Genomic DNA, 23,110 nt, shown 5'->3' on the forward strand with positions numbered 1-23,110 from the left:
TTCTGCCAAGTGTTGAGCAGGATGGACGGCGCGCAAACCCTACCAGGGTAGGGTTCCGTACCGCAGTAGGTGCTGCACAGAATCCGCCCTTCATTCACGATCAAGAGGTTTCTGTTCATGACACGACAAGCAAGCGCAACGGGTGCTGGGCGCACTGGGCACTCCGTACGGCCCCTCTTCCGCTGGGCGCCCCTGGGCTTGGCGGCAGCCTTGCTGGTGGGTTGTGGCGGTAGTGACGATGACAACAATGGCACGCCGCCGCCTACCGCAGGCGCGTTCAGCATTGGCGGTGCGGTCACGGGCCTGGGCGCTGGCAAGACGGTGACGCTGCAAAACACCGGCAAGGACGACCTGACGATCAATGCCAACGGCAACTTCGTCTTCGTGACGCGCCTGGACAGTGGCATTGCCTATGCCGTCACCGTCAAGACCCAGCCCAGCGGCCAGCGTTGCACGGTGACCCAGGGCACGGGCACCGCCACCGCCAACGTCAGCAACGTGCAGGTGCGCTGCGAAAACCTGGCGGCCGCCACCTATACGGTTGGCGGCTCAGTGACTGGTCTGGCGGGTGGCACGCTGGTGCTGCAGAACAACGGAGGCGATGACCTCTCGGTCTCCAGCAACGGCGGCTTCACGTTCGGCACTGCGCTGGCCGGCGGCACGGGCTATGCGGTCACCGTGCGCACGCAGCCTTCCGGCCAGAGCTGCACGGTGCGCAATGGCACCGGCAGCGTGGTCTCTGCCAACGTGGGCTCGGTGGAGGTGAGCTGCGGCACGGTAGTGGCCTTGCCCGAAGGCGACTGGAAGCAGGAGCTGTGCGTAGTGGTGCGGCCCGGCACCTGGGGCCGCTCGCTGTGGCGCATCACCCGCCAGGGGGACAATCGCGTGGCGGGACAGATCGGTGTGGCCACCTATGCTGACGCCAACTGCACGGGCGCTGGCACGGTGGCAGGCCCTCTGACCGGTGTGGGCAATGTGGCGTTCGACCGTAACGGCAGCACGGCTACTCTGACCGCGTTCTGGGGCTTGTGGACCCAGCCGTCAGGCCTGACATCGCGTGCCGTCTGGGCCCGCAAGGGGAGCCGCCTGTGCATCTTTGGCGACCAGATACCCACGGCCTTCCCAACGGCGGTCAGTGTGGAGAGCTACGTGGACACCGTTCTGCCCAACAAGACCTGCTACACGCAAAACTGAGCCTAGGACAACGCCGTGCTTTGCAATTGCGCCAGCGTCACGAACTCCAGCGCGCGCGCATGTGTGCATTCCAGGATCACGGGAGGCGCCACACCCGCCTCGTAGGCCTCCTTCCAGCGCAAGACGCACAGACACCAACGGTTGTTGGGCTGCAGCCCTGCAAAGCGCGACTCGGGCCGGGGGGTGATGAGGTCATTGCCCCGCGACAGCGAGAAGTCCAGAAACGCCTGTGTCATGCGTGCGCAGATCACGTGGGTGCCGTGGTCGTGCTCGTCGGTGTTGCAGCAGCCATCGCGGTAGTAGCCGGTCAGTGGGTCGTAGGAGCAGGGCATCAGCAAGGTGCCCAGAACGTTCAGTGCAGTCATATCGGGTCGCGTAAGTCGCGTGGGTTGTGAGGGGCGGTGAGTGGGCAGACCGTTGGCGTGGGCGCGGGGCGGGTCAGCCAACCTCGCCACGACGGCGCAGCACTACGGTGATCTGCCCGTTGGTCTCGATGGTGGCGCGTTCCACTTCGTGCGCGTGCAGGCAGCCGCCTGCGCGCAGTGCGGCCTCCACGTCGTCGCGGGTCAGCAGCTCCTTGCGCATCAGCGCCTGGTTCAGTTCGCCCTGCTGGATCAGCACCTGGGCCTTGCCGTCCACCCAGCGCCCGATGCGCGGGAAGTGGAACGCCAACCGCGCCAGCGCCACATGCAGCAGCATGAGCGTGCTGGCCGAGATCAGCCCGCCCACCAGCGAGTTGTCGCCCGCGTTCATCGAGTTCTGCACCGCGTTCGACAGGATCAGCAACAGGATCAGGTCAAACGGCTCGTACTGCCCCGTCTGCCGCTTGCCCGACAGGCGCATGAACACCAGCAAGAACAGGTACACCACCACGCCGCGCAGCACAAACTCCCACCACGGCACGCTCATTTGCCACATTGCAAGGTTCCTTGTTGGATGCTTGGGTGGGGGCAGTCTACGGCCTGCGGCTTGCCCCTCATTCGCTGAGCGAAAATCCCGGCAATTCCCCGCACGGCTCCGGCACAGTGCGCCACTCACTGCAGTGGTGGCCGAGTGGGCATCATCTGCCGTCCCCCACCGAAAGTACCGCACCATGCAACGCCGCCAATTTCACCAAACCAGCCTCGTGGCTGCCCTGCTGTGCGCCACCGGCCAGCGGGCCTGGGCCCTGTCGCTGGGTGACCTTACCAATGCCGATGCCGCCAGCGGCCTCAAAGCCGCGCTGGGCCAGGGCGCCCAGGCGGCGGTCGCCCTGCTGGGGCGGCCTGACGGGTTTCTGGGCAACCCCCAGGTGCGCATCGGCCTGCCGGGCTCCCTGGACGACGCCGCCAAGGTCATGAAGTCGCTGGGCCAGGGGCGGCGCATCGACGAGCTGGTCACCTCCATCAACCGCGCCGCCGAAGCCGCCGTGCCCATGGGCAAAGACCTGCTGGTGGGCGCCGTGCAGAAGATGACGGTGACCGATGCCAAGAACATCCTGACCGGCGGCAGCACCTCGGTCACCGCCTTTTTTGCCGACAAGACGCGCACGCCGCTCTCCGAACGCTTCCTGCCCGTGGTGAACCAGGCCACCGAAAAAGTCGGCCTCACCCAGAAGTACAACGCCTTTGCGGGCAAGGCAGCGAGCTTTGGCCTGCTCAAACCCGAGGAGGCCAACCTTGCGCAGTACGTCACCGGCAAGACGCTCGACGGCCTGTACTTCATGATTGGCGAGGAAGAGCGCCGCATCCGTCAGAACCCGGCCGGTGCAGGCAGCGCCATCGCCCGCAAGGTCTTTGGTGCGCTGAGATGAAGCTCCCCCTGAGTCGCTTCGCGCCATCCCCCTCTCTCGCTGCGCGGGAGGGGGACGCACCCAGTGGCCTGGCAAAGCCAGTTCCACGGGTGCACTCGCCTCGCGCAGCGCCCGTTTCCATCGGTGGGGCGGGCATCGCCTGCGTGCCTTCCTGCATCCGTCCATGAACCATAACGACCCCTGCCCCTGCGGCCGTACCCAAGCCGCACCCGGCAAAAGCGCCAAGGCTGCGGCCTTGTCCTATGAGGAATGCTGCGGCCGCTACCTCGACCACTGGGACGACGCTGCCGCGCCCGACGCCGAGAGCCTCATGCGGTCACGCTACACCGCCTTTGTCCTCGAACGTGGCGACTACCTGCAGGCCACCTGGCACCCCAGCACCCGGCCAGCGGACCTCGATTTCGACCCCGGCACGAAGTGGCTGGGGCTGGAAGTGCGCAGCCACCGCAGCACAGGCGAAGACCGCGCCGAGGTGGAATTTGTCGCGCGCTACCGCGTGGGCGGCCGCGCCGTGCGCCTTCACGAGACCAGCCGCTTCGTGCGCGAAGACCGGCGCTGGTTCTATGTGGATGGCGATATCCACTCCTGAAAATTTAATAAAAATGACCTCCAGCGCTTTACCGATAAGCGCGAGCAGCTATGAAATTTGAAGCAATCTTGTTTGACTGCGATGGTGTGCTGGTCGACAGCGAACCCATCACCAACGGCGTGCTGCGCGACATGCTCAACGAAGCGGGCTGGGCCCTGAGCGCCGACGAATGCATGCGCGTCTTTATCGGCAAAACGGTGCGCAGCGAGGCCGCCCGCATCGAGGCCCACACCGGCCGCCCGCTGACCGATGCGTGGATGGCCGACTTCTATGCGCGGCGCAATGCCGAGCTGGACCAGCGCCTCACGGCCATCGAACACATCCACAGCACCATCGAAAGGGTGCACGCGCACCATGGCGGGCGCATTGCCTGCGCCTCGGGTGCCGACCGGCACAAGGTCGAGATGCAGCTGGCCAAGGTGGGGCTCACGCCGTACTTTGCCGGGCGGGTGTTCAGCGGCCACGAGATGCCCGCCACCAAGCCCGCGCCCGACGTCTATCTGGCGGCGGCTGCGGCCCTGCAGGTGGCGCCCGGGCGCTGCGCCGTGGTGGAAGACACCGTTACGGGCGTGACCGCTGGCGTGGCCGCAGGCGCCACGGTATTTGCCTATGCGCCGCTGGACGATGGCGAGCCCCTGCGTGCCGCAGGCGCAGCGCAGGTGTTTCGCAGCATGGCCGAGTTGCCTGCGCTGCTGGGCTGCTGACACAGGCAAGAAGATTCCCAACAGCCCTGTAACCATGGGAGAAGCGCAATGCCGGGACAACGCATGAAGCTGTGGATGCGGCGATGCGCCGTGGTGGCGGCCCTGGCCCTGCTGGCGGGCTGCTCGTCGGTGCGGCCCTGGATCAACGAACCCCTGAAGCCCGAGGACCAGTCCATCCCCGAGCGCAAATCCGAGCGCGACCCCACCATCCTGGTGGCCGTCACGCTCTCGGGCGGCGGCGCAAGGGCGGCCGCCTTCGGCTTTGGCGTGCTGACCGAAATGCAGGCCACGCGGTTTGACTGGAACGGGCGCCCCACCACGCTGCTCGACGCCACCGATGTGATCAGCGGCGTCTCGGGCGGCAGCATCGTGGCCGCTTACCTGGCGGCACACGGCATCGAGGGGCTGCCCCGCTTCGAGCAGGACTTTCTGCGCCAGAACTTCCAGAACAGTCTGATCACGCAGGCCCTGCGCCCCGGCAACCTGGTGGACCTGACCTCGCCCTGGTTCGGCCGCACGCACCTGCTCGCGCGGCGGCTGGATGAGCTCTATGGCGGGCGCACCTTTGGCGATGTGGCGCGGCGCCCGCGCCACCCGCAGCTGTTCATCACCGCCACCGACATGTCATTGGGCACCGGCTTTGAATTCACGTGGGACCAGTTCGCGCTGATCTGCTCCGACCTGCGCAAGGTGCCGCTGTCGTTCGCGGTGGCGGCATCGTCCGCCGTACCGCTGCTGCTGAGCCCCGTCACCCTCAAGAACTACGCCGACCAGTGCCCTCAGTACCAGACCGTGTCCCGCGCTGCCTCCCTGGCTGCGGGCGGCGACTACCGCGCGCGCCTGTACCGCGCGCATGAGTTGAGCTATCTGGACGCGCAGCGCCGCCCTTACATCCACTTGGTGGATGGCGGCCTGGCCGACAACCTGGGCGTGCAGCGTCTGCTCGACCGGGCCCTGGCCGGTGGCGGACTGCGCGAAACCTTCAGCGAAGTGGGCATCCCGCCCGGCACCATCCGCAAGCTGGTGCTCGTCACCGTCAACGCCGAGCGCGACCCATCCGAGAACATCGACATGAGCGACAAGGTGCCCAACATGGCCCAGGTGGTGGACTCGCTGCTGTTTGGCACCGGCGCCCGCGCCACGCGCGAGACGCAGGAGTTCTTGCGCGACATCACCCAGCAGTGGCGCCAGTCGCTGGCGGCGGGCCCCACCGGCAGCAGCGATGCCTTTGCGCCCGGTGCCGAGGTCCACGTCATTTCCGTCAACCTGCGCGATGCCCACGACGACGTGGCGCGCCGCCGCATGCTGCAGGTGCCCACGGCGTTCTCCATCACGTCGGAAGAAGTCACAGACCTCATCGAGGCGGGTGGCAGCGTGCTGCGCCACTCGCCGGAGTTCCGCGCACTGGTGCAGTCGCTGGCGCGGCAGGCTCCGACGACACCTTTACCCCCGCCCGGACCTGCATCTACACCAGCGAAGTCCGAGTAGCCGCGTGAGCCCGGCTAGCCCCTAGCGTGCAACACCACACTAGCCCCCACCTCCGCATCACGGTTTGGTGTCGGGGGCCGGGGTGGTCGGCACGTCCTGGTCTTGGGCGGCCTCCGTCTGTGCGGCCATCGCCCGCTGGTAGCCGGGTCGCTGTTGCAGCCGCTGCCAGTAGGCCTGCGTGGCCGGGCCAAATTGTTCGTTCAGCCCCAGGTGCTGCGCCAGCAGCAGCGCATACCCCACCGCCACATCCGCCGCCGTAAAGCGGCCCGCGCACAGATAGTCGCTGCGGCCGTGGGTCATCGCGGTTTCTACCGCGCGCAGCCGCGCCAGGAACCAGCGGCTGTAGTCCTCCACCACCTGCGGCTGCTTGCGCTCTGCGGTCTCAAACCGGCCATAGCGCAGCACCAGCGTCTGCGGAAAGGTCAGCGTCGCATCGCTCATGTGCAGCCAGTTCAGGTACGCCCCATACGCAGGGTGCGTGGGCGCCACATCCAGCCCCGCGTCGGGGTGCGTGGCGGCCAGGTACTGGCACATGGCCGCCGATTCGGTCATGCGGACATCGCCCTGCACCAGCAGCGGCACCGTGCCCAGCGGGTTCTCGTCCAGAAACCACCGGGCCTTGGCGCGGGGCGGGAAGGGGAGCATGTGGAGCTGGTAGGGCAGTTGCAGCTCTTCGAGCATCCACAGGGGGCGGAATGAGCGGGCGCTGACGCAGTGGTGGAGGTGGAGCATGGGGGGCTAAACGTCGCTGGCTGAGATTTGATTTACACGACTCGCTGACCGTCTAGTTCCGGCTAGGTGCAGCAGGTAGGTGTTATGAAAGCGGATGCTGATGTTTGAATTAGTCGGCGGCCCTTGAGGGCCGTCCGCTTCGTCGAATGGTTTGTCGCCTACTTCGCAGCAAGTGCAATTACTGAAACAACGATTGCAAGGACGGATAGACCAAGGGATACCCAGCCCCTGATCTCATTGCCCCTACTCTGGCGCCGCTTGAACTCCATCTCACACAAAATGTAGTTCCCGCTGTGCTCTTTCCAGCTCGCCATGTACTCGGCTAGCTCTTCGTCTGTCTTGGATCTGAGCTCTTGGGTAGTGGTCGTCATAACCATGGCATGTCTCCCTGTGTTTAGTGTTGCGCTGACCGATCGCGGAGCAATTGGTTGCAGCAGAATAAACGCGACTAGAAGAAATTGAACCTGCTGACTGGCATTCAATACAAAGTCCTGCACTCTCTACACACTCACCACCCTCCGAAACTCCGCCGGCGACTGCCCCGTCCACCCCCGGAACGCCCGGATAAAACTCTTCTCGTTCACGAACCCCGCCGCCTCCGCCACCTGCTTGATGGGCCGCTGCGTGCGGTGCAGCAACTCCACCGCGCGGGTGCGGCGAACCTCGTCTTTCAAGCCCTGCAGCGTGGCGCCTTCTTCCTTCAACTGCCGGTGCAGCGTGCGTGGCGACACATGCAGCAGTGCGGCCAGGGATTCGGCGCTGTGCTGGGGCAGGGCGTGGGCCGGTTGCCCCGGCAGGGGCGCGGCCAGCAGCTGGCGCACGCGCTGCACCAGCAGGCGGTCGCGGCGGTAGTGCAGCACCGTCAGGGGCAGGGCGTGCTGCAGCATCTGGCGCAGGGCCTGTTCGTCGCGGCGCAGGGGCAGGTGCAGGTAGCGGGCGTCGAAGTGGATGGCGGTGCGTGGCGCGTGGAAGGTGACGGGGCCTCGGAACAGCACGGCATAAGCGTCGGCGTGCGGGGGCGCATCAAAGGCAAATTCTGCGGCAATGAGCGGAATGCGCGAGTCCACCATCCAGCACGCCAGGCCGTGCGCATTGCGCAGCACGGATACCAGGCAGAACTCGCGCAGCGCGCCCAGGTCGCGGGCCTCGGTGATGGCCAGGGTGGCGGTGTCGCCTTGGGTGGTGAGGTGCAGCGCAATGTCGTCTGCCAGCAGGCCGTGGTGGCGGCACCAGCGGGCCAGGGCCACCTGCAGCGTGGGCGAGCTGATGCTGGCACGCGCCAGCATGCCGTAGCTGCCCCAGGGCAGGCGGCGGCTGAACCAGCCCAGGGCTTCGTCGTCCAGCTCTTGCATGGCGGCGTCGGAGATCTGCTCCATCTGCCAGGCGGTGATGCGGGCGCTGTCGTCGGGCAGCAGCTGCGGCGCAATCTGTGCCTGGGCCAGGGCACGTTCGGGGCTCAGGCCGCGCCGCTCGTACGCCAGAACAATGGCACGCACAAAGGCGATGGGCGTTGCGGCAGGGGCAGATGGAGTGGTTGGGAGACGATGGTCGGTGGGGGCGGGGGTCTTCACGCCACAGAGTGTGCCAGCCGTGGCACGATTTGCAACCATTGTGTCCACCCGCCAGGGGTTCAGGCTTCTATGCTTACGGATCGCCCGCCCGCATGTTCTTGCGGCGCAGGCCGCATGACAGAGCCGAGGAGACAAACCCGTGACGAGTGCAGCCGCAACGAACTTCGCACCGCTGGTGGACAGCCACGCCCGTGGCGCCACCGACGTTCCCCTGATCGAGCAGACCATCGGCGCCTTTTTTGCCGATATGGTGGCCCGCCAGCCCGACCGCGAGGCGCTGGTCAGCGTGCACCAGGGCCGCCGCACCACCTACGCCCAGCTGCAGACCGAGGCGCACCGGCTGGCGAGTGCGCTGATCAGCATGGGGCTCGCCCCCGGCGACCGCGTGGGCATCTGGTCGCACAACAACGCCGAATGGGTGCTGATGCAGCTGGCCACCGCGCAGGTGGGCCTGGTGCTGGTCAGCATCAACCCGGCCTACCGCACGTCCGAGGTGGAATACGCGCTCAACAAGGTGGGCTGCAAGCTGCTGGTGACCATGGCGCGCTTCAAGACCAGCGACTACCTGGGCATGCTGCGCGAGCTGGCGCCCGAGTGGCAGCACCAGCAGCCCGGCCAGCTGGGCTCCGTGAAGCTGCCCCACCTGAACACCGTGGTGTGGATCGACGATGCGGGGCAGGGTGCCGATGAGCCCGGCCTGCTGCGTTTTACCGACCTGCTGGCACGCGGCAACGCAGCCGACCCGCGCCTGGCGCAAATCGCAACCACGTTGAAAGCCACCGACCCCATCAACATCCAGTTCACCAGCGGAACCACCGGCTTCCCCAAGGGCGCCACGCTCACGCACCGCAACATCCTGAACAACGGTTTCTTCATTGGCGAGTGCATGAAGCTCACGCCCGAAGACCGCCTGTGCATCCCCGTGCCGCTGTACCACTGCTTCGGCATGGTGCTGGGCAACCTGGCCTGCCTGACGCACGGTGCCACCATCGTGTACCCCAACGACGGGTTCGACCCGCTGACCGTGCTGCAGACGGTACAGGACGAGCGCTGCACTGGCCTGCATGGCGTGCCCACCATGTTCATTGCCGAGCTGGACCACCCGCGTTTTGCCGAGTTCAACCTCAGCACCCTGCGCACCGGCATCATGGCGGGCTCGCCCTGCCCCACCGAGGTGATGAAGCGTGTGGTCGAGCAGATGAACCTCTCCGAGATCACCATTGCCTATGGCATGACCGAGACCAGCCCCGTGAGCTGCCAGAGCAGCACCGACACGCCGCTGGACAAGCGCGTCTCCACCGTGGGCCAGGTGCAGCCGCACCTGGAGATCAAGATCGTGGATCCCGACAGCGGGGCGGTGGTGCCCATCGGCCAGCGGGGCGAGTTCTGCACCAAAGGCTATTCCGTCATGCACGGCTACTGGGGCGACCCGGCCAAGACCCGCGAGGCGATTGACGAAGGCGGCTGGATGCACACCGGCGACCTGGCCACCATGGACGCCGAGGGCTATGTGAACATCGTTGGCCGCATCAAGGACATGGTGATCCGCGGCGGCGAGAACATCTACCCGCGCGAGATCGAAGAATTCTTGTACCGCCACCCCCAGGTGCAGGACGTGCAGGTGGTGGGCGTGCCCGACCAGAAGTACGGCGAGGAACTCTGCGCCTGGATCATCGCCAAGCCGGGCACCCAGCCCACCGAGGATGACATCCGCGCCTTCTGCAAGGGCCAGATCGCGCACTACAAGGTGCCGCGCTACATCCGCTTTGTCACCAGCTTTCCGATGACGGTGACGGGCAAGATCCAGAAGTTCAAGATCCGCGACGAGATGAAGGATCTGCTGGGCCTGGAAGAACAAAAGACTGCTTGAAGAGCCACACCGTATGACCATTCTCGACACCCAACTCAACGCCCGCTCGGCGGACTTTCTGGCCAACGCCGCCGCCATGCGAACACTGGTGGATGACCTGCGCGCCCAGCTCGACAAGGTCGCCCAGGGCGGCGGCGAAGCGGCCCGCGCCAAGCACACCGCGCGCGGCAAGCTGCTGCCGCGCGAACGCGTGCAGATGCTGCTGGACCCGGGAACGCCGTTCCTCGAACTGGCGCCGCTGGCCGCGCTCAACATGTACAACAACGATGCGCCCAGCGCGGGGCTCATCGCGGGCATTGGCCGCGTGAGTGGTGTGGACTGCATGATCGTGTGCAACGACGCCACGGTGAAGGGCGGCACCTACTACCCGCTCACCGTCAAGAAGCACCTGCGCGCACAAGAGGTGGCCCAGCAGAACCACCTGCCGTGCATCTACTTGGTGGACTCGGGGGGCGCCAACCTGCCCAACCAGGACGAAGTCTTTCCTGACCGCGACCACTTTGGCCGCATCTTCTTCAACCAGGCCAACATGAGCGCCATGGGCATCTCGCAGATCGCCGTGGTCATGGGATCGTGCACGGCGGGCGGCGCCTATGTGCCGGCCATGAGTGACGAGTCCATCATCGTCAAGAACCAGGGCACCATCTTTTTGGGTGGCCCGCCGCTGGTCAAGGCCGCGACGGGCGAGGTCGTGACGGCCGAAGACCTGGGCGGCGGCGACGTGCACACGCGCCTGTCGGGTGTGGCCGACCACCTGGCGCAGAACGACATGCATGCGTTGCAGCTGGCACGCAATGCCATCCACAATTTGAATAGAAACAAGGCTCCAGCGCATGTTGATCAAGCGCCAGTAGCTCCTAAATTTGCAGCGGAAGAGCTGTATGGCGTGATCCCCGTGGACACGCGCAAGCCCTTCGATGTGCGCGAGATCATTGCCCGCATCGTGGACGGCAGCGAGTTCGATGAGTTCAAGGCACGCTACGGCACCACGCTGGTCACGGGCTTTGCGCGCATCGAAGGGATGATGGTCGGCATCATCGCCAACAATGGCATCCTGTTCAGCGAATCGGCGCTCAAGGGCGCGCACTTCATCGAGCTGTGCTGCCAGCGCAAGATCCCGCTGGTGTTCCTGCAGAACATCACCGGCTTCATGGTGGGCCGCAAGTACGAGAACGAAGGCATCGCCCGCAACGGCGCCAAGATGGTCACGGCCGTGGCCACGGCCAGCGTGCCCAAGTTCACCATCATCATCGGCGGCAGTTTTGGCGCGGGCAATTACGGCATGTGCGGCCGGGCCTATAGCCCCCGCTTCCTGTGGATGTGGCCCAATGCGCGCATCAGCGTCATGGGCGGCGACCAGGCTGCGGGCGTGCTAGCCACGGTCAAGCGCGACGGCATTGAGGCCAAGGGTGGGCAGTGGAGCATGGAGGAAGAAGAAGCCTTCAAGGCCCCCATCCGCCGCCAGTACGAAGACCAAGGCCACCCCTACTACGCCACCGCCCGCCTGTGGGACGACGGCGTGATCGACCCCGCCGATACGCGCCGCGTGCTGGCGCTGGGCCTGGCGGCCACGCGCAATGCGCCCATCGAAGACACCAAGTTCGGCCTGTTCCGCATGTGACCCCACCGGGAGCTGCCATGGACGCTGTTGCCCATTTCACCCAGCTTGCGCGCTACAACGTGTGGGCCACGGCGCGCCTGCTTGATGCCGTGCGGGCGCTGCCGGAGGACGACTATCGCCGCGACGTGGGCCTGTTCTTCAAAAGCATCCACGGCACGCTCAACCACTTGCTGGTGGGCGAACACCATCTGTGGTTTGTGCGGTTTGCCGAAGGCATCTCGCCCAAGGTGGCGCTGGACGCCGAGCTGGAGTCTGACCGTGCGCTGCTGGATGCCCGGCTGCGCGAGGGCGCGGCCCGCTGGGCACCGCTGATAGCCTCGTTCAAGCCGGACCGCTGGAGCGGCACGCTCGACTACACCACCATGCGCGGCACAGCGGCATCGCTGCCGTTTGCGGCCACGCTGGCGCATGTGTTCAACCACGGCACGCACCACCGGGGTCAGATCACCGCCGCATTGACTGCGCTGGGCCAGCCTTGCCCCGAGCTGGACCTTGTCTACTTCCTGCAAAACCCGTCCACGCCATGAGCCAGAACCTGTCCATCACCCAAACCGGCGCCGTGGCGCGCATCACGCTCACGCAGCCCGAAATCCGCAACGCCTTCAGCGATGAGGTCATTGCCGAGATCACCGCCGCCTTCACCGATGTGGGTGGGCGTGCCGATGTGCGCGCCGTGGTGCTGGCCGCGGAAGGCCCGGCCTTCTGCGCCGGTGCCAACCTCAACTGGATGCGCCGCATGGCCGACTACACGCGCGACGAGAACATCGCCGACGCGGGAAAGTTGGCCGAGATGCTGCGGGTGATCTACGAGTGCCCCAAGCCCACGGTGGCACGTGTGCAGGGCGATGTATATGCAGGCGGCATGGGCCTGGTGGCCGCGTGCGACATGGCCGTGGCCGTGGACACGGCGGGCTTTTGCCTCAGCGAAGTGAAGCTGGGGCTCATCCCCGCCACCATCAGCCCGTATGTGATACGTGCCATGGGCGCACGCGCTGCGCACCGCTACTTCCTGACGGCCGAGCGTTTTGGCGCGGCCGAAGCCTTGCGCATTGGCTTTGTGCACGAGGTCGTGGTCGCTGACCAGCTCGACGGCAAGGTGGACGAACTGCTCAAGGCCCTGACCAGCGCCAGCCCCAACGCCGTGCGCGTCTGCAAGAAGCTGGTGATGGATGTGGCTGAGCGCGAAATCAATGCCGGGCTGATTGCCGCCACGGTGCAGGGCATTGCCGACATCCGTGCCAGCGACGAGGGCAAGGAAGGCGTGCAGTCGTTCTTGAACAAACGCAAACCCGCCTGGTTGGGCTGATCGGTACAAGCAGGCCATGGACACCCTCTGGTTCAACATCGTGCAGTGGCTCCACACGCTGGGGCTGCATGTGGATGGCGGCACCGCGCGCGCCGTGGGCGACGCGGCAGCCACAGCAACTGCAAAGCTCGACATGCCCAGCCTGCTGGCGCTGGCCGCCGCACTGGGCTGGGCCAGCGGCTTTCGGTTGTATGCCGTAGTGTTCCTGGTCGGCATGATGGGCGTGCTGGGCTGGATGCCCCTGCCGCCCGGCCTGGCGATGCTGCAGCACCCGCTGGTGCTGATGGTCAGCGGCTTCATGCTGACGGTGGAGTTCTTTGCCGACAAGGTGCCCTGGGTGGACAGCGCCTGGGATGCTGTGCACGCCTTCATCCGCGTGCCAGCGGGCGCCGCCTTGGCCTATGGCGTGTTTGGCGCCGACAACGCCACCATGGCCGTGGTCGCGGGGCTGCTGGGAGGATCCCTCTCGGCCACGGCGCTGGCCACCAAGATGACCACGCGGGCGGCGGTGAACACCTCACCCGAGCCTTTTTCCAACTGGGGGCTGTCGTTCTTCGAAGACGGCCTGGTCGTGGCCGTGGTTTGGCTGGCCACGCAGCACCCGGTGGCGTTTGGTGCTGCGTTGCTCGTAATGGTGGTGGTGTCGGTACTGCTGCTCGTGGTGCTGTTCAAGTTTCTGCGCGCCGTGGTGCGGCGTTTGTCTTCATTCTTTTCTGGTTCTGCCAAGGTGGCTTAAAAATGTTCAACAAGATACTCATCGCAAATCGAGGCGAGATCGCTTGCCGTGTGGCCGCCACCGCCAAGCGCCTGGGCGTGAAAACCGTTGCCGTGTATTCCGATGCCGACGCTAACGCCAAACATGTCGCCGTGTGCGACGAGGCCGTGCACATCGGCGGCAGCGCGCCCAAGGACAGCTACCTGCGCTGGGAGCGCATCATCGACGCCGCCAAGGCCACGGGCGCGCAGGCTATCCACCCTGGCTACGGTTTCCTGAGCGAGAACGAAGACTTTGCCAAGGCCTGTGCCGACGCAGGCCTTGTCTTCATCGGCCCCCCCGCCAGCGCCATCAATGCCATGGGGCTGAAGGCCGAGTCCAAGCGCCTGATGGAGCAGGCCCAGGTGCCCCTGGTGCCCGGCTACCACGGCGCTGACCAGGACCCGGCACTGCTGCAACGCGAGGCGGACCGCATTGGCTACCCGGTGCTCATCAAGGCCAGCGCGGGTGGTGGTGGCAAGGGCATGCGCGCCGTGGACAAGGCCGAGGATTTTGGCGCCGCGCTCGATTCGTGCAAGCGCGAGGCCATCAACAGCTTCGGCGACGATGCGGTGCTGGTCGAAAAATACGTGCAGCGCCCCCGCCACATCGAGATCCAGGTGTTTGGCGACACGCACGGCAACTGCGTGTACCTGTTTGAGCGCGACTGCTCGGTGCAGCGCCGCCACCAGAAGGTGCTGGAAGAAGCGCCCGCCCCCGGCATGACGCCGGAGCTGCGCGCCCGCATGGGCGAGGCCGCCGTGGCCGCAGCACGGGCCGTGAACTACGTGGGCGCAGGCACGGTGGAGTTCATCGTCGAGCAGCCCGGCGGCTACGACGCGCCCGAGCAGATGAAGTTCTACTTCATGGAGATGAATACCCGCCTGCAGGTGGAGCACCCCGTGACTGAGGCCATCACGGGCCTCGACCTCGTGGAGTGGCAACTGCGCGTGGCCTCAGGCGAGCCCTTGCCGCTCAAACAGGAAGACCTGCGTATCCAAGGTCACGCCATCGAGGCGCGCATTTGCGCTGAGAACCCCGACAACAACTTCCTGCCCGCCACCGGGGCGCTCAACGTGTACGCGCTGCCCGAGTGTGTGACCTTCGAACGGGGCGCGGTGCGCGTGGATTCCGGCGTGCGCCAGGGCGATGCGATCAGCCCGTTCTACGACTCCATGGTGGCCAAGCTCATCGTGCACGGCGACACGCGTGCGCAAGCCCTGGCCCGGCTGGATGAGGCGCTGGCCCAGACCCACATCGTGGGCCTGGCAACCAACGTGCAGTTTTTGCGCCGCGTGGCCCGCACCGAGGCATTTGCCAGCGCCAAGCTGGACACCGCGCTGATCCCGCGCGAGCAGGCGGTGCTGTTCCACCAGGAGCCCGTGGGCTTGCCCCTGGCGGCTGCTGCCGCCGTGGCTCAGACCCTGCTGCGCGAGCGCGCCAGCGAGGGCGTGGACCCCTTCAGCCGCCGCGATGGTTTTCACACCCATGGCGTGGTGCAGCGCCGGTTTGAGTTCGAGTTTGGTGGTGAGCACGCCAAGGCGCTGCTGACCTACGAGCGTGGTGGCAGCCTGCATCTGGCCGTCGGCGAGGGCGATGCCGCCGTGGCTGGGCCGTTGGTGTTCAGCGCTGTGGGGCAGGGCATCGAATTGCAGTTTGCAGGTCAGCGCACGCGTGCGGCTGTGTATGCCCAGGGCGAGGTGGACCATGTGTTCACCCCGCTGGGCGCCACGCAGATCACTGCCATCGACCTGCTGGCCCACGCGGGCGAGGCTGCGGCCGAAGGCGGGCGCCTCACAGCCCCTATGCCTGGCAAGGTGGTGTCGTTTGCCGTGAAGGCGGGCGATGCGGTAACCAAGGGCCAACCGCTGGCAGTGATGGAAGCCATGAAGATGGAACACACCATTGCTGCCCCTGCGGATGGTGTGGTGCAGGAGCTGCTGTATGCGCCGGGCGACCAGGTGACCGAGGGGGCAGAACTGCTCAAGCTGGTAGCCGTCGACAAGGCCTGAGCCCACGCAGTGTCCCGAGTCGTCTGCAGGTGACAGCGCAGGGGGCTCAATGCGGCTACGCTTGGGCCCCATGAAAATCACCTTTTGCTGTACCGACACCAAGGCCGAACCCTGGCTGCAGGGCCTGGCCGCCGCGCTGCCCGGCGCTGAGATTTCTGTTTGGCAATCCGGCGCCCCGAAGGCCGACTACGCCGTGGTCTGGGCACCACCCCAGCAGTTCATGGACGAACAGCCAGCGCTCAAAGCCCTGCTCAACATTGGCGCGGGGGTGGATGCCCTCCTCAAGCTGCGCTTGCCTCCCAAGGCCCTGGTGGTGCGCCTGGACGACGCAGGCATGGCGGTGCAGATGGCCGAGTACGTGTGCCACGCGGTCATCCGCCACTTCCGTGAGTTTGACGGCTATGAGGCCGACACCCAGGCGGGCCGCTGGGGCTACCGCAAGCCGCGCCTGCGCAGCGACTACCCCATCGGCGTGATGGGCCTGGGCGTGCTGGGCGAGCGGGTTGCCAAGGCGCTGGCGCAGTTTGAATTTCCGATCAATGGCTGGAGCCGCAGCCCCAAGGCCATCGACGGCGTGCGCGGCTTTGCGGGCGCAGATCAATTCAATGACTTTCTGGCCGCGAGCCGCGTCCTGGTCAACCTGCTGCCGCTCACGCCCGATACGACCAACGTCATCAACAAGGGCACGCTCGCTCGCCTGCAGCCGGGTGCCTACGTGATCAATGTGGCGCGCGGCGCGCACCTAGTGGACGAAGACCTGGTGGCCGCCATCGACAGCGGCCACGTGGCAGGCGCCACGCTCGATGTGTTCCGCACCGAGCCGCTGCCCGCAGGGCATGCGTTCTGGACGCACCCGCGCATCACCATCACGCCCCATACGTCAGCGCGCACGCTGCGCGACGAAAGCATTGCGCAGATCGCGCGCAAGATGGTGGCGCTGGAGCGCGGCGAGGCCGTGGCAGGCATTGTGAGCCCCGTGAGAGGCTACTGAGGCCGCCGGTCCACGCGCTCGCCAGCGTGGAGAATGGCAGGCATGAGCACCTCCACCTTCCGCCGCTTCTTTGGCCTTTTGGGCTGGATCCTGCTGGTGCCCAGCGCCTTGACCGCGCTGGGTGCGGCGTGGTTGTTGGCCTCTGGCATGAACATGCTGGGCGACACGCACACCGCCAAGGGCCGGGTGGTGGCGCATGAAGAAATCATGACAGGCCCATCCCACCGCCGGGGGCTTGCCAAGAAAAGCATTGTGGAGTTTGTGGCGGGCGATGGGCGGAGATTCCGGTTCACAGACTCGGTCGCACGCCAGCAGCAGGCCATCCACGAGGTGGGTGAGACCGTCTCGGTGCGCTACTCCGCCAAGGACCCAGCGCAGGCGGAAATCCGCAGTTCCACCACCGTGAAGATCGTGATGGGTGCAGTGATGCTGCTCTCCAGCGCCATCGGTATGGCAGTGGGCTGGCTGTTGCTGCGCTTGCGCCCCAGGTCTGTCGCATAGCCCTCTGTGCGCGGGCACAGAGGGTGTGCCTTTTCAATCCACCGTCACGCCGGCATCGCGCACCAGCTTGCCTAGGCGCTGCGCGTCGGCCTTGATGAGCGCCCCGAAATCTGCCGCCGTGCCCCCCACCGCAGGCGTGCCAATGGCTTCCCATTTGGCGCGGAAGGCGGGTTCCTTGAAGATCGCGTTCACCGTGGCGTTGAGCTTGTCGACGGTGGCTTGCGGGGTGCCAGCGCGCACCGCAATGCCATGCCAGCCGGTGATCTGGTAGCCCGCAATGCCAGCCTCCGCCATGGTGGGCACATTGGGCAGCACCTTGGCACGTTCGCTGGATGTGACGGCCAGCGGGATGAGCTTACCCGCCTGAATGTGGGGCAGGGAGCTACCGACTATGTCAAACATCACGTTCACCTGTCCGCCGATCAGGTCGTTGAGCGCGGGGCCAGCGCCCCGGTAGGGGATGTGCCCCATCTTCACGCCCGAAGTGGTGTTGAACAGCTCGCCCGCCAGGTGCTGCGGGGTGCCGTTGCCGGCCGACGCGTAGCTCAGCACCGGCTTGCCGGCCTTGGCCATGGCCAGGAACTCGGCAAACGTCTTGACGCCCAGCGAGGGATGCACTTCCAGCACCAGCGGGAATGCCGACAGCTGGATCACCGGCGCCAGATCGGTCAGCGGGTTGAACGGCATGCTGGCGTACAGCGAGGGGTTGACCGCCATCGGGCCGCTGGCGGCCAGCAGCAGCGTGTGGCCGTCCGCTGGCGCCTGCTTGGCCACCTCCGCGCTGCCGGTGTTGCCACCAGCGCCGCCCTTGTTGTCCACCACCACAGGTACACCCAGGCGGCTTTGCAGCTCGGGCTGCAGCATGCGGGCCATCAGGTCGGTGGGGCCGCCGGGCGGGTAGGGCACCACAAAGCGGATGGTCTTGCTGGGGAAGGCGGTGGCGGCCGTCTGCGCCGCTGCGTGACCTGCGATGCCCAGGGCCAGGGGCACGGCAAGGGCTGCGTGCAGCACGGTGCGCCGGGCGGTGCTAGGCGTGGACGAGTAAAGGTGGCGGTGGTGCATGTCTGTCTCCTGTGGGGATGGATAAAACCCGTCTGCTGCGGGTTGATGTCAATGGATGGGGGCGCGATGGAGCGGTGCCGCTCAGCCTGCGCCAAAACGCTGCCGGATGTCGGCGGCGGTGGCCAGCGGGCGGCCCAGCGCGGCGGCGGCTTCGACGGCCTGGCGCACCAGCGCGGTGTTGTCGGGGGCCACGCTGCCGTCCTTGCACAGCAGGTTGTTTTCAAACCCCACGCGGGCGTGGCCGCCAAACACGGCGGCGGCGGCCACGCAGGCGTTCTCTGCCGCCCCGAAGGCGCACACGGCCCAGGGCTCGTTGCCGTCATGGGCGTTCAGAAAAGGCAGCAGGTCGCGCGGGCTGGAGGTCTGGCCCGCGCTGTAGCGGCCCAGCACAAACAGCAGGAACCAAGGCGCATCCGGCACCACGCCACTGGCGCGCAGCGCCTGCCAGCGGCGCAGGTCGGACACGTCGTACAGGATGACCTGCACCATGGTGCGGCGCTGGGCCAGGCCGGTGAAGAAGCGCTGCAGTCCGGCTTCGCCGATCTCGGGCTTGTCCACTTCGCGCAGTCCGATGGACACGGCCTCGGGTTGCAGGGCCTCCACCATGGCGATCTGCGCGGGGGCCTGGTACACGCCTGCGGCTTCGCTGGTGATCTGGATGACCATCGCGTCGCCCACAGCCTGGCGCACCACGCGCTGCGCCTCGCGGTAGCCCTCCACATCGAGGCTGTGGCGGCCTTGCGCGTCGCGTATGTGCATGTGCAGCATGGCCGCTCCCGCGTCCAGGCAGACCTTGGCCGTGGTGGCCAGCGTGGCCGGTGTGATGGGCACGGCGGAGTGGTCGGCGGGCTGCTTGTAGGCGCCGTTGGGCGCCACGGTCACGATCAGCGGGTCAACCCACTGGCTGGCAATGGTGGGTGATGCGGGCGATGCACTCATGCGCGGGCTCCAGTGGTCGTTGGGGTGTCCGTCGGTGACGTGTCGGTGGGGGGATCGATGGTGGGCAGCTCGCTGGCAAGCAGGGCCAGGCCCTGGCGCAGCAGCGTGTCGTAGCGCGCGCGTTCGGCCTGCTTGCGGTCTTCGGGCCAGTCGAAAAAGCCCTTGCCGGTCTTCATGCCGAGCTGGCCCTGGGCCACCTTGTCGCGCAGGGCCTGGGCGGGTATGTCGGTGTTCGAGAGCGTGGGGTACATGGTGGCTGCGGCGGCGGTGTGCACCTCAATGCCCGCGTGGTCGCGCTGCAGCACCGGCCCGGCCGCCAGAAAGCGGAAGCCAAAACCAAAGCGCACGGCGGCGTCCACGTCTTCGGGCGAGGCAATGCCTTCGTCGATGAGCGCAAACGCCTCGCGCGAGAGCGCATGCTGCATGCGGTTGGCCAGAAAGCCCGGCTTGTCCTTCTTGACCAGCACCGGCACGCTGCCGCAGCCACGCATGAAGGCGTGCAGCCAGGTGCCCAGGGCCGGGTCGCTGCGCCCGCCCAGCACTACCTCCACCAGCGGCACAAGGTGGGCGGGCATGAAGAAGTGCAGGCCCAGCATGCGCTGTGCCGTGGCCAGCCCCTGGGCGATGGCACTGATAGGAAACCCCGAGCTGTTGCTGGTCAGCACGGCGTTGGGGGGCGCCACGGTTTCCAGCTCGGCAAACAGCTTTTGCTTGGCGGCCAGTTGCTCGGTGATGCATTCCACCACCAGCACCACGCCGCTCCAGTCCACATCCTGCAGGCTGGCGCACACCTGCACCGGGCCGGCGTGGGTGGCCTGGCCGGCAGCGGCCAGCTCCTGCGCAATGTGGGGCAGCAAGTGGTCGCGTCGTGCGGCGTGGGGGTCCACCACCGTGACCTGCGCGCCGCCCCGGGCCAGGACCACAGCCACGTCGGCCCCCATGGTGCCTCCGCCTACCACCACGGTGCGCGCGTTGCGCGGCGAACTGTTCTCCATCGTGTCTCCTCGTTGCTCTTAACCTGCTCAAGCGGTGTGCTTGCGTTGAATTCAGTCTAGGGGGCTCGCATTGCGCGGTCCAGACGTCTTTTTCGATAGACTGATCGGCTATGAAGATCAATTGGTCCGCCCGCGAGGTGGATGTGTTCCTCTCCCTGGCCGAGACGCTGAGCTTTCGGCGCACGGCCTTGCAGATGCACCTGTCGCAGTCGGCGGTGTCGGGCACGGTGGCGCGGCTGGAGGAGATGCTGGATGTGCGCCTGTTCGAGCGCACCACGCGCACGGTGCAGCTCACGCTGGCGGGCGAGGTGTTTGCCGAGCAGGCGCGGTTTCTGCGCCACCAGATGGAGGAGACCGTGCGCCGCGTGCAGGAGGTGGCGCAGCTGCAGGTGGGGCGCATTGCCCTGGCGGCGCTGCCGTCGCTGGCAGCCGGGGCCGTGCCCCGCGCGTTTGCCCGGTTCGCCACTCAGCACCCTGGCGTGCAGATGGAACTGATCGACAGCCTGGCCGGCCCGGCGTTTGACATGGTGCGGGCCGGGCGGGTGGACTTTGCCCTCACGGCTGCCAACCCCGCCTATGCCGACCTGGACTACACCCCGCTGGTGTCCGACCGCTTTGTGCTGCTGATGGGGCGCACGCACCCGCTGGCCCGAGGGCGCAGCGCCATTGCCTGGGCGGATGTGGCCGAGCTGCCGCACATCTCCATGCCCGCAGGTACCAGCGTGCGGCAGTATGCGGAAGAAGCCTTGCTGACCCACCGCATCCGTTTTGCGCCGCGCTATGAGGTGGAACACCTGGCCACCATCGCGGCCATGGTGGCTGCGGGGCTGGGCGTGAGCGCGCTGCCCGAACTGGCCGCCCAGGTGGTGCGCAGGCCCGAGGTGGTCACGCGAGCGCTCAAGGCGCCCGTGCTGCACCGGCCCATCGGGCTGATCACGCTCCGGGGGCGGCCGCTATCGCTGGCGGCGCAGGCCATGGTGGCCCTGCTGCGGCAAGAGGTGGCGGGTGATGGCACCCGTACTGGCTGATGGCGCGTCCGGCGAATGGTCTGGCACGATATGGGGTGGTCCTGTGGAGGCGGTGGCGAGACAATGGCGGCATTCCTTGATCCACCCTTGGTAGCCCCATGAGCATTCCCTCCCGCGTCCACCTCATCGACGTTGGCCCCCGTGACGGCCTGCAGAACGAAAAAACCCCGGTGCCCGCCGCCGTCAAGATCGAGCTGGTGCACCGCCTGCAGCAGGCGGGCCTGAAAGAGATCGAAGTCACCAGCTACGTCAGTCCCAAGTGGGTGCCGCAGATGGCCGACAACCATGAGGTGATGGCCGGTATCACCCGCCAGAGCGGCGTCGCGTATTCGGTGCTCACGCCCAACCTCAAGGGCTTTGAGGCTGCCGTGCTGGACAAACCCGACGAGATCGTCGTCTTCGGCTCGGCCAGCGAGGCCTTCAGCCAGCGCAACATCAACTGCAGCATTGCCGAGAGCATCGAGCGTTTTGCCCCCGTGGTGGAGGCCGCACGGGCCGCTGGCATCCGTGTGCGCGGCGCCATGAGCTGCACCGTGGGCTGCCCGTACGAAGGCGACATTGCCCCTGAGCGTGTGGCGTACCTGGCGGGCCTGCTCCAGGGCATTGGCGTGCAGCGTGTGGACGTGGCCGACACCATCGGCGTGGGCACGCCGCGCAAGGTGCAGAAGGCGCTGGAGGCCACGTTGCAGCACTTTGGCATCGACGAGGTGTCGGGCCACTTTCATGACACCTACGGGCAGGCGCTGTCCAACACGCTGGCCGCGCTGGAGCTGGGCGTGTGGAACTTCCAGTCGTCCGTGGCCGGGCTGGGCGGCTGTCCCTATGCCAAGGGCGCCACCGGCAACGTGGCCACCGAAGACCTGGTGTACATGCTGCAGGGCATGGGCATCGAGACGGGCATCGACCTCGACAAGCTCATCGACGCGGGTGCCTACATTAGCGACTTTCTGGGCCGCAAGCCCAACTCCCGCGCTGCCAACGCGCTATTGACCAAACGTGCGGGGTAATAGGCCACTGCCGCTGAGACGCTGACGCATCTCAGCCGCATCGCTCCCAGTGCGAAAGGGATGCACCCGCTGGTCCGGCAGGGCCTGTGCTGCCGGCGCGTCGGCCGGGGCTGGCGCCATGCGGTCAAAATACCTGGGACGATTGTGATTTCGGAGTAAGAAACGATGTGTGGAGCTGAACTGAAAAATCTGCCTGAAGGTGTGCAGCGCGTGGCTGCAGCGCTGGAATCCCTGGGCCACCCCCACCGGCCGCAGATGCTGGACGACGCAGCGCGCACCGCGCAGCAGGCGGCCGATGCGCTGGGCATTGCCGTGGGGCAGATTGCCAAGAGCATCATCTTTCGCCGCAAGAGCGATGATGTGGCCGTGCTGGTGGTCACCTCGGGCGACCGGCGGGTGGATGAGAAAAAGGTGGAGGCCCACGTGGGCGGCAAGATCGGCCGCGCCGATGCCGACTTCGTGAAAAGCCGCACGGGCTTTTCCATCGGCGGTGTGTCGCCCGTGGCGCACGCCACGCCGCCCGTCACGCTGATCGACCAGGACCTGCTGCGCTTTGAGGTGGTGTGGGCGGCGGCGGGGCATCCGCATGGTGTGTTTGCGCTGCACCCCAGCGATCTTCAGCGGCTGACGGGTGCACCCGTGGTGGATGTGGTGCAGGTGGTTGCACCTGAGTCTGCGGCATGAATGCTATAGAATTGCTAGCTGTTCGCGCTTTGCAGATAAGCGCTGGTGGCCATTTTGATGCTGAAAGCACCGAGGCCGTGCCCTCGCCCTGCATCTCGGTCTGCCGTATGTCGCCCGACCGCAGCCACTGCGAGGGCTGCTTTCGCTCCCTCGACGAGATCCGCATCTGGTCGCGTGCCGACTCGCACCTGCGGCGGGGCATCTGGCGCCAGTTGCTGGACCGGGCGGGCATTGCCGTGCCGGTGCAGCCAGAAAGCGCAGAAGGCTGAG

General features: G+C 66.6%; 25 protein-coding genes. 17 read left to right on the forward strand and 8 right to left on the reverse strand.

The window, feature by feature from the left end; translation table 11 throughout:
- The first annotated feature begins 117 nt into the window (after window positions 1-117).
- Window positions 118-1,194, forward strand: coding sequence for a hypothetical protein (locus tag AC2YJX_RS04905; RefSeq protein ID WP_306554054.1), 1,077 nt, complete (start codon window positions 118-120; stop codon window positions 1,192-1,194).
- Between the two features lie 2 nt (window positions 1,195-1,196).
- On the opposite strand, the gene AC2YJX_RS04910 is transcribed toward AC2YJX_RS04905, so the two are convergent.
- Entirely contained in the window at window positions 1,197-1,559 is a 363-nt protein-coding gene (locus AC2YJX_RS04910) for a DUF2237 family protein (RefSeq protein WP_487255436.1), read from the reverse strand.
- Between the two features lie 73 nt (window positions 1,560-1,632).
- Complete coding sequence (locus AC2YJX_RS04915; RefSeq protein ID WP_055393014.1) at window positions 1,633-2,112, reverse strand: DUF421 domain-containing protein; 480 nt, start codon at window positions 2,110-2,112, stop codon at window positions 1,633-1,635.
- A 175-nt stretch (window positions 2,113-2,287) separates the two neighbouring features.
- Between AC2YJX_RS04915 and AC2YJX_RS04920 the strand changes: the two genes are divergently transcribed.
- From AC2YJX_RS04920 to AC2YJX_RS04935, 4 genes are all read left to right on the forward strand, one after another.
- Window positions 2,288-2,986 carry a DUF4197 domain-containing protein gene (locus AC2YJX_RS04920; protein ID WP_055393096.1) on the forward strand — a complete coding sequence of 233 codons (699 nt, stop codon included), beginning with the start codon at window positions 2,288-2,290 and terminating at the stop codon, window positions 2,984-2,986.
- A gap of 163 nt (window positions 2,987-3,149) precedes the next feature.
- Entirely contained in the window at window positions 3,150-3,575 is a 426-nt protein-coding gene (locus AC2YJX_RS04925; protein WP_487255437.1) for a YchJ family protein, read from the forward strand.
- Between the two features lie 50 nt (window positions 3,576-3,625).
- Complete coding sequence (locus AC2YJX_RS04930; RefSeq protein WP_487255438.1) at window positions 3,626-4,279, forward strand: HAD family hydrolase; 654 nt, start codon at window positions 3,626-3,628, stop codon at window positions 4,277-4,279.
- 48 nt (window positions 4,280-4,327) lie between these two features.
- Window positions 4,328-5,767 (forward strand): patatin-like phospholipase family protein, encoded by a 1,440-nt coding sequence (locus tag AC2YJX_RS04935; protein ID WP_487255439.1) that lies wholly within the window; start codon window positions 4,328-4,330, stop codon window positions 5,765-5,767.
- A gap of 57 nt (window positions 5,768-5,824) precedes the next feature.
- On the opposite strand, the gene AC2YJX_RS04940 is transcribed toward AC2YJX_RS04935, so the two are convergent.
- The 3 genes from AC2YJX_RS04940 to AC2YJX_RS04950 all read right to left on the reverse strand — a co-directional run bounded on the left by AC2YJX_RS04940 (window position 5,825) and on the right by AC2YJX_RS04950 (window position 8,109).
- Entirely contained in the window at window positions 5,825-6,499 is a 675-nt protein-coding gene (locus tag AC2YJX_RS04940) for a glutathione S-transferase family protein (protein ID WP_487255440.1), read from the reverse strand.
- A gap of 158 nt (window positions 6,500-6,657) precedes the next feature.
- The gene (locus tag AC2YJX_RS04945) at window positions 6,658-6,876 is read right to left on the reverse strand and encodes a hypothetical protein (protein ID WP_487255441.1); all 219 of its coding nucleotides are present in this window, start codon (window positions 6,874-6,876) and stop codon (window positions 6,658-6,660) included.
- Window positions 6,877-6,999: 123 nt separating this feature from the next.
- Window positions 7,000-8,109, reverse strand: coding sequence for an AraC family transcriptional regulator (locus AC2YJX_RS04950; protein WP_487255442.1), 1,110 nt, complete (start codon window positions 8,107-8,109; stop codon window positions 7,000-7,002).
- 100 nt (window positions 8,110-8,209) lie between these two features.
- On the opposite strand from AC2YJX_RS04950, the gene AC2YJX_RS04955 reads away from it, so the two are divergent.
- The 8 genes from AC2YJX_RS04955 (at window position 8,210) to AC2YJX_RS04990 (ending at window position 17,125) form a co-directional block, all read left to right on the forward strand.
- Window positions 8,210-9,940, forward strand: a complete 1,731-nt coding sequence (locus AC2YJX_RS04955; RefSeq protein ID WP_487255443.1) for an AMP-binding protein — start codon at window positions 8,210-8,212, stop codon at window positions 9,938-9,940.
- A gap of 13 nt (window positions 9,941-9,953) precedes the next feature.
- On the forward strand, window positions 9,954-11,561 hold the full coding sequence (locus AC2YJX_RS04960) for a carboxyl transferase domain-containing protein (RefSeq protein WP_487255444.1): 1,608 nt from the start codon (window positions 9,954-9,956) through the stop codon (window positions 11,559-11,561).
- A 17-nt stretch (window positions 11,562-11,578) separates the two neighbouring features.
- Window positions 11,579-12,088: a DinB family protein gene (locus AC2YJX_RS04965; RefSeq protein WP_487255445.1), complete on the forward strand. Its 510-nt coding sequence runs from the start codon at window positions 11,579-11,581 to the stop codon at window positions 12,086-12,088.
- Window positions 12,085-12,867, forward strand: a complete 783-nt coding sequence (locus tag AC2YJX_RS04970) for an enoyl-CoA hydratase/isomerase family protein (protein WP_487255446.1) — start codon at window positions 12,085-12,087, stop codon at window positions 12,865-12,867. Before AC2YJX_RS04965 ends, AC2YJX_RS04970 begins: the two co-directional genes overlap by 4 nt.
- 16 nt (window positions 12,868-12,883) lie before the next feature.
- Window positions 12,884-13,603 (forward strand): DUF4126 domain-containing protein, encoded by a 720-nt coding sequence (locus tag AC2YJX_RS04975; RefSeq protein ID WP_487255447.1) that lies wholly within the window; start codon window positions 12,884-12,886, stop codon window positions 13,601-13,603.
- Window positions 13,604-13,605: 2 nt separating this feature from the next.
- Window positions 13,606-15,633: an acetyl/propionyl/methylcrotonyl-CoA carboxylase subunit alpha gene (locus AC2YJX_RS04980; RefSeq protein WP_487255448.1), complete on the forward strand. Its 2,028-nt coding sequence runs from the start codon at window positions 13,606-13,608 to the stop codon at window positions 15,631-15,633.
- A 70-nt stretch (window positions 15,634-15,703) separates the two neighbouring features.
- The gene (locus AC2YJX_RS04985; RefSeq protein WP_487255449.1) at window positions 15,704-16,624 is read left to right on the forward strand and encodes a 2-hydroxyacid dehydrogenase; all 921 of its coding nucleotides are present in this window, start codon (window positions 15,704-15,706) and stop codon (window positions 16,622-16,624) included.
- Between the two features lie 42 nt (window positions 16,625-16,666).
- Window positions 16,667-17,125 (forward strand): DUF3592 domain-containing protein, encoded by a 459-nt coding sequence (locus tag AC2YJX_RS04990; RefSeq protein WP_487255450.1) that lies wholly within the window; start codon window positions 16,667-16,669, stop codon window positions 17,123-17,125.
- 33 nt (window positions 17,126-17,158) lie between these two features.
- Here AC2YJX_RS04990 and AC2YJX_RS04995 read toward each other — a convergent pair whose 3' ends face one another.
- From AC2YJX_RS04995 to AC2YJX_RS05005, 3 genes are all read right to left on the reverse strand, one after another.
- Complete coding sequence (locus tag AC2YJX_RS04995; RefSeq protein ID WP_487255451.1) at window positions 17,159-18,187, reverse strand: Bug family tripartite tricarboxylate transporter substrate binding protein; 1,029 nt, start codon at window positions 18,185-18,187, stop codon at window positions 17,159-17,161.
- Between the two features lie 81 nt (window positions 18,188-18,268).
- A complete protein-coding gene (locus tag AC2YJX_RS05000) occupies window positions 18,269-19,126 on the reverse strand; it encodes a beta-keto acid cleavage family enzyme (protein ID WP_487255452.1) in 858 nt (285 codons plus the stop codon).
- Window positions 19,123-20,121 carry a 3-hydroxyacyl-CoA dehydrogenase family protein gene (locus AC2YJX_RS05005; RefSeq protein WP_487255453.1) on the reverse strand — a complete coding sequence of 333 codons (999 nt, stop codon included), beginning with the start codon at window positions 20,119-20,121 and terminating at the stop codon, window positions 19,123-19,125. The genes AC2YJX_RS05000 and AC2YJX_RS05005 overlap by 4 nt, the downstream gene beginning before the upstream one ends.
- A 110-nt stretch (window positions 20,122-20,231) precedes the next feature.
- Here AC2YJX_RS05005 and AC2YJX_RS05010 point away from each other — a divergent pair, with 110 nt between their 5' ends.
- The 4 genes from AC2YJX_RS05010 to AC2YJX_RS05025 all read left to right on the forward strand — a co-directional run bounded on the left by AC2YJX_RS05010 (window position 20,232) and on the right by AC2YJX_RS05025 (window position 23,109).
- Window positions 20,232-21,149 (forward strand): LysR substrate-binding domain-containing protein, encoded by a 918-nt coding sequence (locus tag AC2YJX_RS05010; protein WP_487255454.1) that lies wholly within the window; start codon window positions 20,232-20,234, stop codon window positions 21,147-21,149.
- A gap of 98 nt (window positions 21,150-21,247) precedes the next feature.
- The gene (locus AC2YJX_RS05015; protein ID WP_487255455.1) at window positions 21,248-22,156 is read left to right on the forward strand and encodes a hydroxymethylglutaryl-CoA lyase; all 909 of its coding nucleotides are present in this window, start codon (window positions 21,248-21,250) and stop codon (window positions 22,154-22,156) included.
- A 165-nt stretch (window positions 22,157-22,321) separates the two neighbouring features.
- Complete coding sequence (locus AC2YJX_RS05020) at window positions 22,322-22,840, forward strand: YbaK/EbsC family protein (protein WP_055393041.1); 519 nt, start codon at window positions 22,322-22,324, stop codon at window positions 22,838-22,840.
- Complete coding sequence (locus AC2YJX_RS05025) at window positions 22,837-23,109, forward strand: DUF1289 domain-containing protein (RefSeq protein WP_228896048.1); 273 nt, start codon at window positions 22,837-22,839, stop codon at window positions 23,107-23,109. Before AC2YJX_RS05020 ends, AC2YJX_RS05025 begins: the two co-directional genes overlap by 4 nt.
- Window position 23,110: the final 1 nt, after the last annotated feature.

This window comes from Acidovorax sp. SRI_002 (assembly GCF_057586455.1).

Coding starts and splice junctions, on each gene's coding strand:
- AC2YJX_RS04905 (WP_306554054.1), top strand. CDS start 118: ATGACACGACAAGCAAGCGCAACGGGTGCTGGGCGCACTGGGCACTCC.
- AC2YJX_RS04910 (WP_487255436.1), bottom strand. CDS start 1,559: ATGACTGCACTGAACGTTCTGGGCACCTTGCTGATGCCCTGCTCCTAC.
- AC2YJX_RS04915 (WP_055393014.1), bottom strand. CDS start 2,112: ATGTGGCAAATGAGCGTGCCGTGGTGGGAGTTTGTGCTGCGCGGCGTG.
- AC2YJX_RS04920 (WP_055393096.1), top strand. CDS start 2,288: ATGCAACGCCGCCAATTTCACCAAACCAGCCTCGTGGCTGCCCTGCTG.
- AC2YJX_RS04925 (WP_487255437.1), top strand. CDS start 3,150: ATGAACCATAACGACCCCTGCCCCTGCGGCCGTACCCAAGCCGCACCC.
- AC2YJX_RS04930 (WP_487255438.1), top strand. CDS start 3,626: ATGAAATTTGAAGCAATCTTGTTTGACTGCGATGGTGTGCTGGTCGAC.
- AC2YJX_RS04935 (WP_487255439.1), top strand. CDS start 4,328: ATGCCGGGACAACGCATGAAGCTGTGGATGCGGCGATGCGCCGTGGTG.
- AC2YJX_RS04940 (WP_487255440.1), bottom strand. CDS start 6,499: ATGCTCCACCTCCACCACTGCGTCAGCGCCCGCTCATTCCGCCCCCTG.
- AC2YJX_RS04945 (WP_487255441.1), bottom strand. CDS start 6,876: ATGGTTATGACGACCACTACCCAAGAGCTCAGATCCAAGACAGACGAA.
- AC2YJX_RS04950 (WP_487255442.1), bottom strand. CDS start 8,109: ATGGTTGCAAATCGTGCCACGGCTGGCACACTCTGTGGCGTGAAGACC.
- AC2YJX_RS04960 (WP_487255444.1), top strand. CDS start 9,954: ATGACCATTCTCGACACCCAACTCAACGCCCGCTCGGCGGACTTTCTG.
- AC2YJX_RS04965 (WP_487255445.1), top strand. CDS start 11,579: ATGGACGCTGTTGCCCATTTCACCCAGCTTGCGCGCTACAACGTGTGG.
- AC2YJX_RS04970 (WP_487255446.1), top strand. CDS start 12,085: ATGAGCCAGAACCTGTCCATCACCCAAACCGGCGCCGTGGCGCGCATC.
- AC2YJX_RS04975 (WP_487255447.1), top strand. CDS start 12,884: ATGGACACCCTCTGGTTCAACATCGTGCAGTGGCTCCACACGCTGGGG.
- AC2YJX_RS04980 (WP_487255448.1), top strand. CDS start 13,606: ATGTTCAACAAGATACTCATCGCAAATCGAGGCGAGATCGCTTGCCGT.
- AC2YJX_RS04985 (WP_487255449.1), top strand. CDS start 15,704: ATGAAAATCACCTTTTGCTGTACCGACACCAAGGCCGAACCCTGGCTG.
- AC2YJX_RS04990 (WP_487255450.1), top strand. CDS start 16,667: ATGAGCACCTCCACCTTCCGCCGCTTCTTTGGCCTTTTGGGCTGGATC.
- AC2YJX_RS04995 (WP_487255451.1), bottom strand. CDS start 18,187: ATGCACCACCGCCACCTTTACTCGTCCACGCCTAGCACCGCCCGGCGC.
- AC2YJX_RS05000 (WP_487255452.1), bottom strand. CDS start 19,126: ATGAGTGCATCGCCCGCATCACCCACCATTGCCAGCCAGTGGGTTGAC.
- AC2YJX_RS05005 (WP_487255453.1), bottom strand. CDS start 20,121: ATGGAGAACAGTTCGCCGCGCAACGCGCGCACCGTGGTGGTAGGCGGA.
- AC2YJX_RS05010 (WP_487255454.1), top strand. CDS start 20,232: ATGAAGATCAATTGGTCCGCCCGCGAGGTGGATGTGTTCCTCTCCCTG.
- AC2YJX_RS05015 (WP_487255455.1), top strand. CDS start 21,248: ATGAGCATTCCCTCCCGCGTCCACCTCATCGACGTTGGCCCCCGTGAC.
- AC2YJX_RS05020 (WP_055393041.1), top strand. CDS start 22,322: ATGTGTGGAGCTGAACTGAAAAATCTGCCTGAAGGTGTGCAGCGCGTG.
- AC2YJX_RS05025 (WP_228896048.1), top strand. CDS start 22,837: ATGAATGCTATAGAATTGCTAGCTGTTCGCGCTTTGCAGATAAGCGCT.